The organism is Vibrio sp. V12_P9A6T4, assembly GCF_963874835.1.
GTDB lineage: Bacteria > Pseudomonadota > Gammaproteobacteria > Enterobacterales > Vibrionaceae > Vibrio > Vibrio anguillarum.
Window position 1 is genome coordinate 74,150 of sequence record NZ_CAWNJO010000038.1, and the last position, 17,869, is coordinate 92,018.

Annotated in this window: 16 protein-coding genes; 10 read left to right on the forward strand and 6 right to left on the reverse strand. The window is 46.7% G+C overall.

The genetic code is table 11. From position 1 onward, the window contains the following. Position 1: 1 nt before the first annotated feature. From AACQ42_RS04425 to AACQ42_RS04445, 5 genes are all read right to left on the reverse strand, one after another. On the reverse strand, positions 2–763 hold the full coding sequence (locus tag AACQ42_RS04425; protein WP_094165643.1) for an outer membrane lipoprotein-sorting protein: 762 nt from the start codon (positions 761–763) through the stop codon (positions 2–4). Then, positions 756–2,015, reverse strand: a complete 1,260-nt coding sequence (locus AACQ42_RS04430; protein WP_094147246.1) for an ABC transporter permease — start codon at positions 2,013–2,015, stop codon at positions 756–758. Before AACQ42_RS04430 ends, AACQ42_RS04425 begins: the two co-directional genes overlap by 8 nt. Further along, on the reverse strand, positions 2,003–2,686 hold the full coding sequence (locus AACQ42_RS04435) for an ABC transporter ATP-binding protein (RefSeq protein ID WP_176429671.1): 684 nt from the start codon (positions 2,684–2,686) through the stop codon (positions 2,003–2,005). Before AACQ42_RS04435 ends, AACQ42_RS04430 begins: the two co-directional genes overlap by 13 nt. Positions 2,687–2,700: 14 nt before the next feature. Continuing rightward, positions 2,701–3,519 (reverse strand): hypothetical protein, encoded by an 819-nt coding sequence (locus AACQ42_RS04440; protein WP_094165645.1) that lies wholly within the window; start codon positions 3,517–3,519, stop codon positions 2,701–2,703. Positions 3,520–3,739: 220 nt separating this feature from the next. Then, complete coding sequence (locus AACQ42_RS04445) at positions 3,740–4,648, reverse strand: aldo/keto reductase (protein ID WP_088733142.1); 909 nt, start codon at positions 4,646–4,648, stop codon at positions 3,740–3,742. A gap of 321 nt (positions 4,649–4,969) precedes the next feature. Between AACQ42_RS04445 and AACQ42_RS04450 the strand changes: the two genes are divergently transcribed. Further along, entirely contained in the window at positions 4,970–7,018 is a 2,049-nt protein-coding gene (locus AACQ42_RS04450) for an alpha-amylase (protein ID WP_094165646.1), read from the forward strand. Here AACQ42_RS04450 and AACQ42_RS04455 read toward each other — a convergent pair. Beyond that, positions 6,977–7,138 carry a hypothetical protein gene (locus AACQ42_RS04455; protein ID WP_017049245.1) on the reverse strand — a complete coding sequence of 54 codons (162 nt, stop codon included), beginning with the start codon at positions 7,136–7,138 and terminating at the stop codon, positions 6,977–6,979. The two genes, AACQ42_RS04450 and AACQ42_RS04455, sit on opposite strands and share 42 nt — an antisense overlap. A gap of 225 nt (positions 7,139–7,363) precedes the next feature. Here AACQ42_RS04455 and AACQ42_RS04460 point away from each other — a divergent pair, with 225 nt between their 5' ends. The 9 genes from AACQ42_RS04460 to AACQ42_RS04500 all read left to right on the forward strand — a co-directional run bounded on the left by AACQ42_RS04460 (position 7,364) and on the right by AACQ42_RS04500 (position 17,748). Further along, on the forward strand, positions 7,364–8,599 hold the full coding sequence (locus tag AACQ42_RS04460) for an outer membrane protein transport protein (protein WP_017049246.1): 1,236 nt from the start codon (positions 7,364–7,366) through the stop codon (positions 8,597–8,599). Between the two features lie 15 nt (positions 8,600–8,614). After that, positions 8,615–10,951, forward strand: coding sequence for a VolA/Pla-1 family phospholipase (locus tag AACQ42_RS04465; protein ID WP_094165647.1), 2,337 nt, complete (start codon positions 8,615–8,617; stop codon positions 10,949–10,951). A gap of 311 nt (positions 10,952–11,262) precedes the next feature. After that, positions 11,263–12,159 (forward strand): GntR family transcriptional regulator YhfZ, encoded by an 897-nt coding sequence (gene yhfZ / locus AACQ42_RS04470; protein WP_026028897.1) that lies wholly within the window; start codon positions 11,263–11,265, stop codon positions 12,157–12,159. 52 nt (positions 12,160–12,211) lie between these two features. Beyond that, positions 12,212–12,589 (forward strand): hypothetical protein, encoded by a 378-nt coding sequence (locus AACQ42_RS04475; protein WP_228209306.1) that lies wholly within the window; start codon positions 12,212–12,214, stop codon positions 12,587–12,589. A 3-nt stretch (positions 12,590–12,592) separates the two neighbouring features. Next, positions 12,593–13,468, forward strand: coding sequence for a phosphotriesterase-related protein (locus AACQ42_RS04480; RefSeq protein ID WP_094123395.1), 876 nt, complete (start codon positions 12,593–12,595; stop codon positions 13,466–13,468). 37 nt (positions 13,469–13,505) lie between these two features. After that, complete coding sequence (locus tag AACQ42_RS04485) at positions 13,506–13,865, forward strand: DUF2620 domain-containing protein (protein ID WP_094126712.1); 360 nt, start codon at positions 13,506–13,508, stop codon at positions 13,863–13,865. 9 nt (positions 13,866–13,874) lie between these two features. Beyond that, positions 13,875–15,176, forward strand: a complete 1,302-nt coding sequence (locus AACQ42_RS04490) for a YhfT family protein (RefSeq protein WP_094123394.1) — start codon at positions 13,875–13,877, stop codon at positions 15,174–15,176. A gap of 159 nt (positions 15,177–15,335) precedes the next feature. Beyond that, the gene (locus AACQ42_RS04495; protein WP_013868381.1) at positions 15,336–16,493 is read left to right on the forward strand and encodes a YhfX family PLP-dependent enzyme; all 1,158 of its coding nucleotides are present in this window, start codon (positions 15,336–15,338) and stop codon (positions 16,491–16,493) included. A gap of 1 nt (position 16,494) precedes the next feature. Beyond that, complete coding sequence (locus tag AACQ42_RS04500) at positions 16,495–17,748, forward strand: phosphopentomutase (RefSeq protein ID WP_176429672.1); 1,254 nt, start codon at positions 16,495–16,497, stop codon at positions 17,746–17,748. The last annotated feature ends 121 nt before the right edge of the window (positions 17,749–17,869 follow it).

Here is a 17,869-nt window from a genome sequence, read left to right on the forward strand (position 1 = left end):
CTCATAACTCCGATAGACTGTTACGAGTCAGATAGGCGGGGTTGTAATATTTTTCATCTAGCTCCATGGACTCGATGTGTTGATACTCAACCACCGTTTTTTTGGTCGGTTGAATTTGATCAAGCAGCGTCATACTGGTTACGCGCATTCGTCCCTCTTTTTCACCAGCGCGAAACCAAGCCTGCTTGGCCAGTTTTCCAGAGCGTAAATACAAAGAAGCTTTGATTGGGAAATCGTTCTCTTTATCCAACCATAAGATAATTTGCTGGTAGTTCGCCCCTTCTGTGACAGCCAGTAATGACAACTTATGCGTCAGGTAAGGTTGACCACTGGGTGTTTCTATCTGCTCTTCACCCATCAATTGACTTTGGTAATCCTCGCTCCACGTCAGTGTTGAAATATCGCCCACCGAAGCCTCACCAAGCAGTTTTTGCATTGGCGTAATACGAATAGGGCGGCGGCTTTTTGGCATCAACAACCAGTAGTTTTCATCGAGCATCAGCATTTTTTGCCCCGCTTCAACGGAGGATTTGAACACCACTAACGAGTCGCGATTGGCTTTGGTATACACGTGATACTGACGCGTTTTATCGAGCTCACCACGTTCATAAAGCGACACCAAAGAGACGACTTTAGCCGCGCTGTAACCAAGGCGATATTGGTCGGCGTTTTTGGTCATTTGCCCTGCATCCAGCGCCGCCCAGCCAGCGGCCGAGTAGCCACCGCTAAGCGTGATCAGTAATAACATCATCCATTTATACATAAGCCAGTGCCTCCGTGATTGGCTTGTTGACTCCTTTGCGTGCCGACAACCAAGCCGCTGCAATACAAATGCTCAGTACGCCAAACGCACTCAGCAGAACCAATTCCCATGAAAAATAAATATGCAAAGGATACCCTTCCGTGCGTCCCGGTGGCGGTGGCATTTGCACATCGACTACCATCAATAACACGCTTGTTAGTGCATTGAGCGCCGCACCCACCAGCGTACCTAAAATGGCTAGCAATACGGCTTCGCGTATGAAGCTGGCGACGATTTCATTTGGGTAAGTTCCAAGCGCCGACAGCGTTCCGATTTCCCGGGTTCTCTCCGTGACCGACATGGTTAAGGTGTTAAATAGCGCGACGAAAACCACCAACCCCATCACCAACCCCATGATGCCGAAGATGCGATCGTAAAGATCTTTTACTTTTTGATAAAAAAACGCTCGCTGCTGCCAAGGCGTCACTTGAATCGCTTGGCGAAGGCTCATTAATGACAGTTTGTTTTCAACCCAATGCCGCATGCTTTCTGTCTGTTCGGTGCTAAACAAAAACAGCGATAAGGTGCTCACTTTATTCGAAGCTAACAGCTCAGAGGCCGATTGAATGTGCAGATACAATTGGCGTTTATCCAATTCAGGCACACCCGTGGAATAGATGCCGTGCACTTTGAAATCAACCGCGTTGAGCGCGCCATCAGCGGTACTGGTCAGTAAAGTAACCCAGTCGCCAATCGACACGTTTAAGTTTTTGGCGAGATCCACCGCCAGCATCACTTCCGGCTCACTCGCATCAAATCGAGGTGAGTCAATATTGGACAAGGTTTTGCCTTGGCGAACGTCCAAAAATGGCCCTTTCATATCAAACTCTTTATGGTTAACGCCGGAACCGACAAAAATGGTCGATTTGCTACCGTTAGAGACCAACCCGCTAAACTCAATGCGTGGCTGAATGCCTCGTATCCGCTTATCGTCGATTAATCGCTCAACAATTAACGCACTGTCGGCAATCCCATTAGCCAGTGGTGACTCTTCATCTTGCTCAAAAAAGCCCGGTTGGCTGAGCGTTAAATGCCCGGTGTCGCGCGCAGTGGATTCGCGCAGTGCTTGGTAAGTGTAAAGGCCAAATCCTCCGGCGCTGGTCAATGCGAAAACAGCAATGGCAATGATCAATACCGAAAGCAGGCTGCGGCGGCGATTACGCAGTAAGTTCAGCGCCGCCATACGCCATTCCATAGAAATCAGCTTGCCCATTTCATCGCCTCCTGAATCACTTTGCCATCCACAAGCTGCAAGGTTCGGTCGCAGCGGTTGGCCATGCGCGCGTCGTGCGTAGCCACAATAAAAGTGGTGCCCATTTCGTGTCCAAGACTTTTCATGATGTCGATCACCACATTGGCGGTATGGCTGTCTAAACTGGCGGTCGGTTCGTCGGCAATCACCATTTCAGGGTTATGGATCAGCGCGCGCGCAATGGCTACGCGCTGTTGCTGACCGCCTGAAAGATGATCCGGCCGGTGGTGAACCAGCGTTTCTAACCCCACTTTGGCCAGCATAGTGCGCGTTAAAGTACGCTGATCGCGCAGGCTGTAGCCATTTAGCATCAATGGGTAAGCAATATTTTCCGCCGCTGTCATCACCGGAACTAAGTTGAATTTTTGGAAAACGAAGCCTAATTTTTTGCGCCGCAGCGCCGCCGCTTCTCTTGGATCGGTTGGGTAAGGGTAACCCGCCAGTTCAATGTCACCTTGGTAATCTTGATCAAGCAACCCCAAGATATTGAGCAAAGTGCTTTTTCCCGAACCTGACGGACCGCACAGTGCTAGCATTTCACCTTGTTTGACTTCGCCATTCACCGCGCTCAACGCCAGCAGCGGCTGCATGCCTAATTGATAGGTTTTACTGATCTGTTCAAATCGTAGCATTTTGTTGCCCTCCCTCATTCGCTTTTCAATTCATGCGTTTTTTCAGTCAATCCGTTTTCAATCAACGCATTTGTAATCAAAGCCTTGGCTTGGATGATTTGCGGATGCTCTGCTGGCTGGTTGTCAACTTGCTTACCTTGCTTCTGATGGTTTTGCATCTGGGCAAGCCATTGCTCTGCTTGAGGAATGTCGTTGGCACGAAGGGCGGCTTGAATGGCGTATCGATAAACCCAAGCAGTGGCGGCAAAAGGTTGTGCAGTTAATTCGGGTTCAACAAGAAGGTCGAGATACAAATCATAACCACGCTCAAAATGGTTGAACATACCGGGCAGTGAGGTGTAAGTCGCGGCCGAAACCGCGCGCGTTAAATAGCTATCCGGCAGCCCCATGACGCGCTCTTGTTCAGCAAGCGGCTGCGGGTGATTGCTGAGTAAAGTCAGGCCTTTGTCTATGGTGGCCAAGCCCTCTTCGACGTATCTCATCTTATTCCAAGGCATGAATGCATCACGCCCTTGCAGGGTTTGTGCACTGCCCAGATAAGCTAAGCTGAGCGGTTTGGCCCCTTGCTGTTTAATCAACTGCTCTAGTTGGTGAAGCACAAGCTCCACTTTGTCACTGTCGCCTTCGGCCGCTTGGTTGTACTGCATAATTAAAGCGTCGCTTGGATTAGCTTGAACAGCCGTGATGCTTAGCAGCAACCCGACACTGAGTAGCAGGTTGCGAAGTGAGCGTGAATAAGAAAATGTCGTCATCATGATGGTCCCTTTCATTCGTTGGTGATGAAATTTGCTTGATGACAACAGATTACGCAGTAAATAGGCCAGATGCGCCACTTTGCGATAAAGGGGGATTATGCAGCGTTAATGGCAGGCTGGATGACGTGAATGGGAAGTAGACAAAAAAACCAGCCACTGAGGGCTGGTTGGGAGAGTGATATTAAAACCTAATCGTAATACTGAAATAATAGCAATACGAAAAGCGTATCGCGGGGCAAGAACATCTGTTTTCAAAAGCATCTGTTCTAAAAAGCACCTGTTCCAAAAAACATCCGCTCTATGGCACGCCATGCCCTTTGGCGGCGACCCAAACCCGATACCACTGCTCGCGGGTCAGTTCTAAATCAAGCGCAGCAATTGCCGCTTTGACGCGGTCAATCTTACCAGAGCCAATAACCGGCAGCGGCTTAGAAGGTAGACGCAGTACCCAAGCGTAAATAACCTGATCAATACTGTCTGCGCCGATCTCTTGGGCGATCGCTTCTAGCTCACTGCGCACGCGTTGGGCTTGTTCAGTCTGGCCGTTAAAAATCTCGCCACCAGCTAAACAAGACCAAGCCATTGGGCGAATGCGCTGCGTTTGCAAATGATCCAAAGTGCCATCGTGCACCACATCGAAGTTGAGCGGGTTCATCTCCACTTGGTTGGTCACTAACGGTTTACCTAGGCGAGATTGCAGCAGTTCAAACTGGCGCGGGCTGAAGTTCGACACACCAAAGTGCTTCACTTTGCCCACTTTGCGCAGTTCAGAAAACGCTTCGGCGACTTCATCGGCATCCATCAAGGCATCTGGGCGGTGGATCAACAGCAGATCGATTTCGCTCACACCAAGTCGTTCCAGCGAATTATTGACCGACTGATAGATATGCGCAGAACTGGTATCGTAGTGGTTTATCTTACGCTGCGGCGTTTTTTCGCCACACAAATTGATGTCGCACTTAGTGACGATTTGGATCTGCTCGCGCAGCGCGGGCTCCAGTGCTAAGGCTTCACCAAACAGTTTCTCGCACTGGTAGTTACCGTAAATATCCGCATGGTCAACCGTGCTAATGCCCAATTCAATGTGCTGTTTTAAAAACGTTAAACGCTGTTGTGGCGTCATGCCCCAATCTGCCAAACGCCAGTAACCTTGTACTAGCTCTGAAAAATCTGGCCCTTGCGGCGCGATTGTTACTTTAGCAACCATTGGTTGTCTCCTTTGACTTAATTGCCGTCATCCTAAGCAGGTTTCGATGACGGCTCAATGAATCTACCGAATAAGTTAAGATTACGCGCCGAAGTTGTGAGATTCACTACACGTTGACAATTTATATCGCTGGAAAATTCATCGCTTCTACGCCCCCAAGCCATGCTTTGTGATCAACGCCAAATTCTTAAGGCTTAGGCACAAGAATGATGTCAACTTCTCTCTCTGCTTTTATTGTTAGCGATGAAGCACCTCGCCCTACAGCGACTGACGATAATGCAAAAACGAATCACCCTAACCCATGAAGGCCAAGGATAGAGCATGAAATTCTCCACGTTAACACTCGCACTTTGCGCTGCCGCGCCTGTTGTGTTTGCCGCGCCCAATCTGACCATTTCGACCACCACGACTAGCCGCGACTTTCCGCTGGATGCGAAAACGCCTTTAGTCATTCCCTTGACCAAAGAAAGCTACACAATAAAAGTGTCAGGGATTGAGGGCCAGTGCAGCGCGCCAGCTCAGCAGAGCATCAAATTCAACGCGCCCATTGCTCTCAATTGTGGGCAAGAAACCGAACTGCCGCTGACGATACGTTTCACTGGCGATTACGCCTTCGCTTATGATGACGAGCAGCAGACCTTAACCTTTGTCCGCCAAGCCAAAAAATCCACTACGAGCAAATTTAAACGGCCGATACCGAGTGTTTCGTGCGAGCAGTACCAAGGCGGCGAAGTGACCTTACAACTGGGCAATACGTTCCCCGATGGCACACTACTAAAAGAGACATTTACCGGCCAAATCCTCAGCGTGAAAAATAGCCAAGTCACCTTAATGCCGTCACCAACCAGTGGTGGATTGGTGCTGCTTGCCCCCGCAACGGATGCCGCCAGCGAACCCTTTACCTACCGCAATGCCACGATTTACTTTGTGATGGTGGACAGATTCAACAATGGTGACCCAAGTAACGACAATAGCTATGGCCGTAAAAAAGATGGCAAAGAAGAAGTGGGCACTTTCCACGGTGGCGACCTAAAAGGTGTGATTGCCAAACTCGATTACATCAAAAGCTTAGGCACCGACGCGATTTGGCTTTCGCCGATTGTGGAACAGGTGCACGGTTTTGTCGGCGGTGGTGACAGTGGCTCGTTCCCTTTTTATGCCTATCACGGTTACTGGACGCGTGATTTTACCAAGATCGATCAAAATTTTGGTGATGAGGAGGATCTCAAAACGCTGGTCACGGAAGCGCATAAACGAGGCATAAAAATCTTGCTCGATGCGGTGCTCAACCATTCCGGCTACGCCACCTTGGCTGACCTGCAATTTGATCAGATTGAGGTGGTTAATCCCCAAAATTTACCGAAAAAATGGGTTGATTGGATGCCGAAAGCTGAAGAAAACTGGCACAGCTACAATCAATCCATTGATTATCAAAGCGCCAACTGGTCGCAGTGGTGGGGCAAGGATTGGGTTCGCGCTGGGTTGCCCGGCTACCAGAAACCCGGATCTAGCGATATCACGATGACGCTGGCCGGCTTACCGGATTTTCGCACTGAATCAACACAAGCGGTGACGCCGCCGCAGTGGCTACTTAATAACCCCGGCACTCGCGTGGTAGCGCGCGAACAGTATAGCGTTGCCGATTACTTAATTGAGTGGCAAACCGATTGGGTTAAACGCTTTGGTATTGATGGTTACCGCGTCGACACAGTAAAACATGTGGAAGGCGAGGTATGGCGACGCTTAAAAAGCGAGGCATCACGCAGTTTAGAAGCTTGGCGCGAGCAAAACGGGCAGCAAGGGCAACCCTTTTGGATGATGGGCGAAGTATGGGGCCATTCAGCTTACCGCAGCCCCTATTTTGATGATGGCTTTGATGCACTGATCAACTTTGATATGCAAAAAAGAGTCGATAAAGGCGCAGCCTGCTTAAGCCAAATGGCGATGGTGTACCGCGACTACGCGCAAACGCTAGCGAAATACCCAGATTTTACCCCCGTGAGCTACCTCTCTTCTCACGATACCGAGCTGTTTTTTAGCCGTTTTAACTCCTTTGAAATGCAGCGTAATGCCGCCAATGCATTGCTTCTCGCACCGGGTGCGGTGCAAATTTACTACGGTGATGAAGTCGCACGTCAAGTTGGCCCTTACGCCGATGATTTTCACCAAGGCACACGCTCTGACATGGTGTGGTCACTGGATGAAGAGCGACAAGCGCTGCTGAAGCATTGGCAAACGCTAGGCCAATTTCGTCAATCGCACCCTGCCATTGGCGCAGGTATTCATCATGAGATTGAACAGCAAAATGCCTATCTGTTCTCTAGAACGTTAAATAATGACCGTGTCGTTATTGCTTTTGTTGGCCGTTAAACCCACCACAGAGGTAGTTGCAAACACCATAGTGACTGCCTCTGTTTCTTCACCATTTTTTTGGTCAAATAATTTAAACTCACCCACCAAAACATCAATATTATGAACGTGTTGAAGCATAAAAATTAACTTTAGCACAAGCTAAACCAATTACCCTGCCAAATAAGCACAACCCTACTGGTCATACCAAAACTGTCAACTTTTCATTTGATTTACAAATACTTACACACTATCATTCGCCGCTAATTGAAATAAAGACATCATTTTCTTTGACATATCAATAACACAAAATTAACATCTCGCATTGCAATGCCATTACCATAACAAGGCCTTAGGAGGTCGAGAATGATCATCAAACCCCGCACGCTACTCGCGCTATCAATATTGACAGCGTTTAATGTTCACTCTGCAGGCTTCCAAGTGGCAGAGCATTCAGCCTCAGGGCTAGGACGTGCTTTCTCTGGTGAAGGAGCGGTGGCCGATAACGCGAGTGTGATTGCTCACAACCCCGCAGCCATGACACGGTTTGATACAACACAGTTTTCTGGTGCACTGTCCATCGTTGACCCAGAAGTTGATGTATATGATGTGAAAAACCAACAGAAAATGAACGATGTTGCACCACTGCAAGTAGTTCCCGCGGCTTACTACGTCAGTCCAATCAATGAACAATGGGCTTGGGGGATGGGAATATTCACTACTTACGGCGTCGCTACAGACTACCCTAATGATATTTATGCAGGCGATCTTGCAGGCGATACTTCTCTTCTTTCTGTCAATTTAAACCCGAATATTGCCTACCGTGTTAACGAACAGCTTAGTCTCGCTGCGGGTATTAACCTCGTCTATGCCGAAGCAAAACTGACACGACATAAAGGTGCTTTAGCCGTATTTACTGGCGGCTCTGCCTCTGACAACCTAGTCGGAATGACTGGCGAAACCATAGCTTTGGGCTGGAACATAGGTAGCTTATATGAGTTCAACCAAAACCACCGTGTCGGTTTTGCTTACCGCTCTGCTGTTGATCTGGATTTTGATGATGGTGAGTTTTCAAGCTATAGCTCAGGTGTTGCAACAAACGCTGTTGTTGAAGGACGTTTAAAAATCACGCTACCTGCGATGTGGGAAGTTTCCGCATTTCACCAACTCACGGATAGCGTGGCGTTGCATTACGGGTACCAACGTACCGACTGGAGTTCATTCAAAGAGTTAAAGGCAACATCATCACAATGTACCAACGGAGAGTGTTTTTATAAGTCTGAAAAGTATGAAGACAGTGGCCGTTGGTCATTGGGTTCAACTTATCAATTAAACTCGACTTGGACATTACGCGCCGGTTTTGCTTTTGATGAACAAGCTGGCGAAGCCACATTGAGTATTCCAGATAGCGACCGTTATTGGTATTCAGCGGGCGTGAGCTACGTGATCAGCGACTCGCTATCCATTGATGCGGGTTTTGCACTGGTGAAAAGTAAAAGCGGCACGTTTACCGAAACCAACAAACTCAATGAAACATTGACGTTTGAATCGCAAGGGACTGCTTACCTTAGCGCTATTCAACTTAACTACACATTCAACTAAACTCAGGGATAAGTCATGCTTAAAACAACATTCAAAATATCGCTGCTCTGCTCTGCGTTATGGTTAGTCGGTTGTGGTGATGAAACGAGCAGTTCGGGAGCAAACACAACACCCACTTACGAAGCCTACATTCAAGACGCGTTAAAACGCGACACCAGCATAAAATTCACGCTCAGTGGCGCAAACGCAAATGTACCACTGCCCTCTTTTGCACTCATGAATGCCAAAGACGGCACGTTAGAAATTCCAACCAAGGGTGATGACGCCTTAACCAATCCAGTCGCCGCTATGGGCACCATGGATGGTTGGTCAACATCAATGCCACTGTTTCTAGACTTTGAAGGCGTAGGATTGGCTGACGGTCTTATCTCTAACGGTATTTATTTAATTGAGCTGACCGACAGTATGATTGGCAGCCCAGCGGTTAAAAATGTGCTGACATTGAACACCGACTTTGCTGCCATCGCCAGTGCCAGCAGCGATAAAATTGCGATCGTGCCAAACAAAGCGCTCAACCCTGCCAGTGAATATATTTTAGCCGTGACAGATGAGATTACCGATGTAAATGGCAATATTGCAGGCACATCCAGCAGCTACGCCGCGTTGAAGTCCAAAGTGAAAATCTATACCGATGATAAGCTAGGGGCATTACAAAAAGTGACCCAAGGCGTGGAAAGCATTTTCGCTTTGGCAGGGGTGGATCAAACCAAGATTATTTATTCAACGTGGTTTAGTACTCAATCTGTTGGTCAGACACTTTACAGTGTGAAAGGCGCCACCGCCGCAGGCCTTGCAACGACAGATATTGGCAACATTTGGAAGCAAGGTGCGAACCCAAACAACCTTAATTTGAGCGCCGCTTACACCATGAGCTTTGGTGCTACAACCGATTTTGTAACCGCACTTAATAACGATGCAAATTTTCAAACTTACATTGGCGCAGAAAAAACAACCGCTAAAGCGTTTATTGAAAATGAATACACAACCAGCAGTTATAACGTTAATGTCACGACTGGAACGGTTAAGCTCCCTTATTATTTAGAGAAAGGAAGCAACTGGAACTCACAGCCGTTTGAATCAGCAATGCCAAGTTTAGCCTTGATTAAAAATGCTTTGGCAGATGACAATGAAAAAGCCACCATCGCCAATCAGCTCATTGCTAACAATATCGACGTGACTCAACTAGCAACCAGCCCAAGTGAACAGCTTAAGCTAGTGGGATTGACCCTCACAAAGTCTGATGGCAGCCCACTCGATCCTCAGCGCATCATTACACGCTATAGCCCTGTACCTAAGGTGAAATCGTTAGAAGACGTTGATTTCTTACTGTTTACTCCTAACGCGGGAACAAACTGGCCGATCGTGATTTACCAACACGGTATAACTTCTGTTAAAGAAGATGCGTACTTCACAGCAGCACATTTAGCCAATGCTGGTATCGCCGTGATTGCCATTGATCAACCACTGCATGGTGCTCGCAGTTTAGATGCACAGCGCTCAGCTAATGCCGATATTCTAGCGTACCTCAATTTGAACAACTTGGCCGTCGCTCGTGACAACACGCGTCAGAGTATCTTAGATATCATGGGGCTGCGTGCGGCCATTACTTACTCACAAAGTGCAGGGTTGTTTGTTGGTTCCCAATTAGCAAACGCAGACAATACCGCGACGACACCACCAAAATTCCTTGGCCACTCATTGGGAGGAATCGTCGGCTTAAGCGCTGTCGCGAACGCGAACCGCACTATCGGTGATGCTAGTGGTGATGCGCTGTATAAATTCTCTGGAATGGCCATTGCAAACTCAGGTGGTCAAATCGGTAACTTGTTAATGGGTTCAGCAAACTATGGCCCACTCATTAAACATAATCTCGCCTTAAGTGCGAGCCCCAAATACAAAGCATTCGCCGACCAATACTGTCCAGGGTTAACAGAGAAAGTTTGCTACACCACGTTTGAAAACACAGCCTCTGCTTCAGACAAAGCGGCACTGCAAAGTCAGTTGGATCAATTTACCTACGCGACTCAAACCTTGCTCGATACTATGGATCCATACACAAACGCAAGTTACCTAATCAGTGGTGGAACCGCGACAATCCCTACTTATTTATTGCAAGTGGCGGGAGACGAGAGTGTACCTAACAATGTCACAAATACACGTGCAGGCACCGAACCCCTAGCAATACTATTGGGATTAGCCAACGCAGTACCCTCTGATGTAATCACTAATACGTCTAAAGTCTTCGTAAAAATGGACAGTGGTACACACACAACCTTTCTCGCACCGCAAGATACGGCCGATGGTGTGCTTCGCGCTGGAGCGCTATCACAACTGGCTATTTTCTTGAACTAACCGAGTAAACAGGCTGTTTACTTATTCAAACAGCTTCCTTATTTGGAAGCTGTTTGAATTCTCCATCTACTGACTGCATCAAATTATTCACCTATCCACAGTGGTAATTTATTTCGAATGGAATGGATGTGTAAAAACAGCCAAGATCAACCTGAAATCTGGAAATATCCCAGATAAAAAGATCAAAACCATCTATAAGCTGACATAAATAAGAAAAAGTTATTCGAGGTAATTCACATTTCTCCCACCCACTCCTTTTTGTTTTACTCCTCGGCTGATAGTTTATCTTCAAAATATTGAAGATAAAAATTATGCCAACTCAATACATCAATAAAGAAGGTACGGCGATCATGAACATCGCCCAATACTTGATGACAACGACAGAAGGTGACCGTCTTAGAACGATTGATTCACTCTCTGAGGAATTTTGCGTATCAGTAGGATTTATTCAGAAAGCCTTAACAACCATAGAGCATCGCAATGCAGTGATACTTTCAAAACAAGGGCGCAACGGCACCTTTATTACTCAATTGAATTACCGTGAACTAGTGGCTTGTGCTGGGATAAACAATGTCGTATGTGCGATGCCGCTGCCTTATACCCGTCATTACGAAGGGTTAGCAAGTGGGTTGAAAGCTCAAATTGGAGATTTGCCGCTCTACTTTGCACATATGCGCGGGGCAAGCGTACGCGCAGAATGCCTCAGAAATGGTACTTATGATATTGCCATTATGTCGAAATTGGCAGCAAAAGAGCTAGCCAATGGGCTAGTAACGGCCATGACTTTAGGGGTCCACTCTTACTCGCATGAACACCGTCTCATTTTTAAAAAAGGAGGCTATGACCAGATACGCCGAGTTGGTGTTGACCCAGACTCTCCTGACCAAAAAATTCTTACTCACCAATCGTTTAAGGATAAAAACATTGAAATTGTAGAAATCCATTATGGCGAAAGTCTCATCCACTTAACGAATGGCGATATTGATGCCGTGGTTTGGTTACCTGAAGCGATTGAGATGGAGAAATATGGTTTAGATGAGAAATCACTCAGTGATCTTCCTGCTTGTCGGGATGCATCCGAAGCGGTGATCTTGGCGAATGGAGCTTCTACTCACATAACGACCTTGCTCAGAAAACTGATCCGGATGGATCAACTAATTAAGCATCAACGAGCCGTCGTCAATGGGGAAATTACTCCCAGCTATTGACCCTGTTTAACCACACATAATGCTTATTACAAATAATCGCAAAAGGACAGATATGGAACAGCGCCTTGCACTTTTACTGCATGCTAATGTAATTAGCCAGCGTGCTTATGATGGATGTTTACAAGTTATCGCCATGATGGACCGTCAACTGGGTTTGCCTCATGACAATGAGCAATACCAAATGGCCCTCACCCATTTATCGCGTGCTGCGGATCGAATTTGGCAAGGTGAAGCCGTAGCTGAAGGGCTTGATAGCGAACTACTCGATGAAATCTATGACGATCCGGGGATTCAATCGGTCATCGATATTCATCAAAAAACACTCAATGCGATGAGTTTAAGTACCGTCCCTGCCACCGAGGAAAGTTTTCTCATCGCAAATATTTATGCTCTTTATCTCGCGGCGCAACACGATGAAACTCAGGAGTGAACGATGATTGACAGCACTGGTTACACCTACTGCCATGAACATTTACATATCGATTTATCCCCACAAAAAGGCAACCTTGATTGCCGTCTGGATCAATATGAGTTGTTGTGTGATGAGATGAAAGAGCTGCGAATTCGTGGGGTGAGAAATATCATCGAAGTCACTAATGCTTTTATGGGTAGAAATCCTCATTTTATTGAAAATTTAATCGACGACACTGGAATGAATGTGTTGCTGGCCACTGGATTTTATATCGAAGGTTTCTTCCCCGATTTTCTCTACACCATGGATACCCAGCAAATGGCAAAACAGATGATTAAGGAAATTGAAGTGGGTATCGAGGATTCATCCCTCAAGGCGAGTGTGATTGGCGAGATCGGTAGCAGTGAAAATGGCTTTAGTGATACCGAGCAGAAAGTCTTTAGAGCGGCGGCGATTGCTCATTTAGAAACAGGTCGACCGATTTCAACTCATCAGTCGATGAGTACGATGGGCAAAGTGCAGATTGATCTGCTGAAAAGTTGCGGTGTTGAAATGGAAAACCTCACTGTCGGCCACTGCGATCTCCGCGATAACTTGGACGATATCCAGTGGATGCTCGATCAAGGTTGCTATATCCAATTCGATACCATTGGTAAAAACAGCTATTACCCCGATACGCGTCGTGCTCAATCACTAAAAACCTTATGTGAACGGGGTTATGTTGGCCAAATCATGTTGTCGATGGACATTACACGTCGCTCCCATCTAAAGGCAAATGGTGGCCTTGGGTTTAGCTATCTAATCGATGAATTTGTTCCTTTGCTCAAGCAGCATGGGATCAGTGATCTGCAAATAAGCACAATGTTACAAACTAACCCTGCACGCTTATTTGGATAAAGAGCACTTGTGCTCATTAAAATAAAAAGGACAAAACATGAAAAAAATCGCCATCGCGGGTTTGCAACGAGAGCAAATCCGAGCACAGATTGAACTCTCTGAACCGGGCATATTTGAATGCCATATTCTGAGCGACATGGAAGCCGCACTGAAAGTGAAAGCGGGGGAAATGGACTATTTCATTGGTTGCTGTAATACCGGCGCCGGAGGCGCATTAGCCATGGCCATTGCTATTATCGGTTTTGGTCAAAGCTGCACTATCGCTAAACCTGCGATTAAGGCCAAGGAAACTGAAGTGACCCAGTTTATTGAACGTGGATGCGTTGCATTTGGACTCTCCATTGAACACATTGAGCATGCTATACCCATGCTCGCAAACTTACTCGCTAAAAAGTAAAGGCAACCTATGGATATTATGCATATTGGACTCGTTGCAACCTTATGTGCAATGACAGCTTTAATCGCCAACATGAGCGCGGCGGTTTTTCATGATGGGATCCGGCCTATTCTGCCCCAATTGGTTGAAGGCAATATGACTCGCCGAGAAGCGGGATCCGTCGCTTTTGGCCTATCGATTGGCTTTGTGGCATCAGTGGGGATTTCATTCACTTTATCAACGGGCCTACTCAACCCTTGGCTGCTTTTCTTACCAACAGACATTTTAGGCGTAATGATTGGTAGCCGTTGGCTGGCTGCCGCGGCGGGTGGTTTATGGGGTGTGTTGGTTGTCACTTCGCTTGCTGGTGTTAATGCCGTCTTAACGGGCCTTCCCGTCGATGCATTGGGCGCACTCGGTGAGCTGGGTACTCCCGTCATGTCGGCTTTTGCCCTGTTCCCATTGCTTGCGATATTTTATCAATTCGGCTGGAAAGCCGGGGCAATTACGGCAGTCGTCATCCTATTTTCTCGATTAATGGTGATGAAGTTTACGGGGATTTATCCAGAATCAATTCAGATTTTTATCGGCATGTTAATGCTGGTATTTTTCGCAATTCAAAAAGATATATCCGATCGTAAAAAAGGCATTGAAGCACCAGATATGTCTGGTTTACATGGCCTATTTGAAGAGCGGACTAAACGTATCGTAAAAAACCTGCCATTTCTTGCAGTCACAGGGGCATTAATTGCTGCGGTTTCAAATGGTGGTATTTTCGCGGGATCTGAAGTTTCTATTTATTCACTCGCTGAAGCTTATAAAATCACCGACCCAGCGGCTCACGATACCGCAATGAAACAAGTGGCATTATCGGAATTCATGCGTGGCCTCGGCTTTATTCCGCTGATTGCCACTACGGCACTGGCGACTGGCGTTTACGGCGTGGTTGGGATGACATTTGTATTCGTCGTCGGTTATTTAGCTCCTAATATGCCCGTCGCGGCTGTCCTTGGAGCCATAACCATTTGTATCGAAATTTTCTTACTTCGTGGCATTGGTCGTTTCTTGGAACAATTCCCATCGATTCGAAATGCATCAGACAATATACGTAATTCAATGAATACATTAATGGAGTTTGCATTATTAATTGGTGGCGTATTGGCGGTGATGAAAATGGGCTCAACTACAGGTTTTACTATTTTCGCGATGTTATTTTTCTTAAACGAAGTCATGGGACGGCCAGTCCTTAAAATTGCAGCGCCAGCGGTTGCCGCTATTCTCACTGGGGTTATTTTAAATATTCTTTATGTTATTGGGTTATTTGCTTTGTAATGAGACGCTTAACTAATCTTAATTTATTTTGATACTGTATTTAGGCGGGCTGTTCTTCAGCGTTATATAGCACACTTACTCTTTACGTTTATTTTGTTATTAAGCATGCGCATTACCAAATAATGTGCAGGATCAGCTCATGCCTAAAAAGGGGAGAATATGTTTTTAGACGCTTTAGAAAAACAAAATCCAGATTTAATCACGGCGGCACTGACACTCTTTAAGCAAGGTAAGTTACAACCAGACACCACCGTTATCGATGTCGACCAATTGCTCAATAATGCTCAACGCATGAAGGAGGTCGCTGACAGGTTGGGCATATGCCTTTACGCCATGACTAAACAGTTTGGCCGCAACCCATTAATCGCCCGCTTGTTAATAGAGCAATGTGGCTATGAAGGGATTGTGTGTGTCGATTATAAAGAGGCCAGAATGATGGCGGCACACGGTTTACCCATTGCTAACGTTGGGCACTTAGTTCAACCACCTAGCAATATGATTCGGTCTTTGGTTGCTCAGATCAAACCACAAGTAATGACCATTTATAGCCTTGAAAAAGCGCAACAAATATCGGATGCGGCCATAGCCTCCAATCGGCAACAAGGTTTGTTATTAAAGTTTTTCCACAGTCGCGACAAGCTGTACGTCAATCAAGAAGCGGGATTTCCGTTGGAGCAAGCTGCCGACGTCGTGCGCGCGATTCAAAACATGCCCGGAGTTTACATCGCAGGTGTGACACATTTTCCTTGTTTTTTATACGATGAAACATTAGGGAAAACAGAGCCAACACCGAACCTCACAACGCTTATTGATGCTAAGCAAGCTTTAGCCAATTTAGGCATCGAATGTGAGCAAGTCAATGCGCCCTCTTCCACCAGTATAGAGACCCTACCATTGCTGGCTCAATATGGCTGCACCCATGGAGAACCCGGTCATGCATTCACTGGCACCACACCCGCTAATGCTACGCAGCCCCAAGCAGAATCAATCGCATTACTTTATTTAAGCGAGATCTCCCACCAGTTCGCTAACGACAGTTATTGCTTCGGCGGAGGGTACTATCGGCGCGGGCAGTTGGAAAACGCTCGAGTTTATAGCGGTGACAGCTGTGAACGGGTCTCTGTATTCAATGATGATACGGACAGCATCGACTACCACTTACGCATCCCCGGTCTTCATCCTATCGGTTCTCCGGTTGTGATGGCGTATCGAACACAAGTTTTTGTAACCCGTAGTGATGTGGCATTAGTGCAGGGCGTTTCCACGCCTAATCCCAAGTTAATCGGCCTATATGATGCTTTAGGTAATGAGGTTTAATATGGCAAAATTTATCGTTGTTGTACTTGATGGCTTTGGTGTCGGTGAAATGGCGGATGTACCGCTGGTTAGGCCACAAGACTGTGGTGCGAATACCGCGGGTAAGTTACTTGCTCATTTTGCGTTGAAACGCTTGCCCACCTTAGAAAGATTGGGATTGCAAAATATTATTGCCAGCCCACAATCCGTCATGGAGATAAACCCGCAGGCAAATACCGGGCGTGCAAACTTAGCCCACGAGGGGGGCGACACCTTTATGGGGCACCAAGAAATTATGGGCACTCGTCCAACTGCCCCTCTTATCCAACCATTTCAAGTAGCATTGCCCGATATTGAATCGGCTTTGCTCGCACAAGGCTATCGCGTCAATCGCCACACAATACAACAAGTATCACTGTTGATCGTCAATGAAGGGGTGGTGATTGGTGACAATCTTGAAGCGGATTTGGGGCAAGTTTATAACTTAACTTGTAACTTTAACCGAGTGACATTTGAATCCTTGCTGGCAATAGCTGCCGTGGTGCGTAAAGCCAACTCCGTGAGTCGCAATATTGCATTTGGCGGCTCTGGGTGCGGTATCACTATGGATCAAATCTTAAGTGCTGTTGAAGTGAAACAAAACCCGACTAATGGGCAAAAGTATATCGGCATTAATACACCCAGTAGCGGGGTATACAGTGAGGGATTTCAGGTGGCGCACTTAGGCTATGGCGTGGATGCAAAAACCCAAGTTCCTTGGTACTTACATCAGCGTAATATCCAAACTTGGCTTTATGGTAAAGTGGCCGATATCGTACAAAATCCGCATGGTTGTTCGTACACCTCGCTCGTTGATACAAACCAAATATTTCGTTTTCTTATTCGTGATTTGTGTATCGAAAAGGAGGGGTTTTTCTGCGCCAACATTCAAGAAACCGATCTTGCAGGTCACCAACAAGATCCTAAACAATACTGGACCGTTTTGGAGAAAGCCGACGAAGGCTTAAAAGACGTTATTACGAACATGAATGAAAAGGATGTATTAATCGTCATGGCCGATCACGGTAACGACCCATTCATCGGTCACACTAAACATACCCGTGAACAAGTACCACTACTGTGTTATCAAAAGGGTAAACAAGCTATATCTATTGGGCTGCGCACAACACTGTCTGATGTCGGTGCGACGGTCTGTGCTTTCTTCGGCGCGCAACTACCCGATCATGGAACACCAATCACTTCGTTGCTCAATGACCAGCAGAAATGTCATCAATGATGACAATGGTACTTCTTGGGTTTTGATCACTCATGACATCTATCCATGTCGACAGATTGATCACCCATGATAAAACCAGCTAATTTTTTGAACACTCTGGTTAGAGAATCAGTCATGTCAA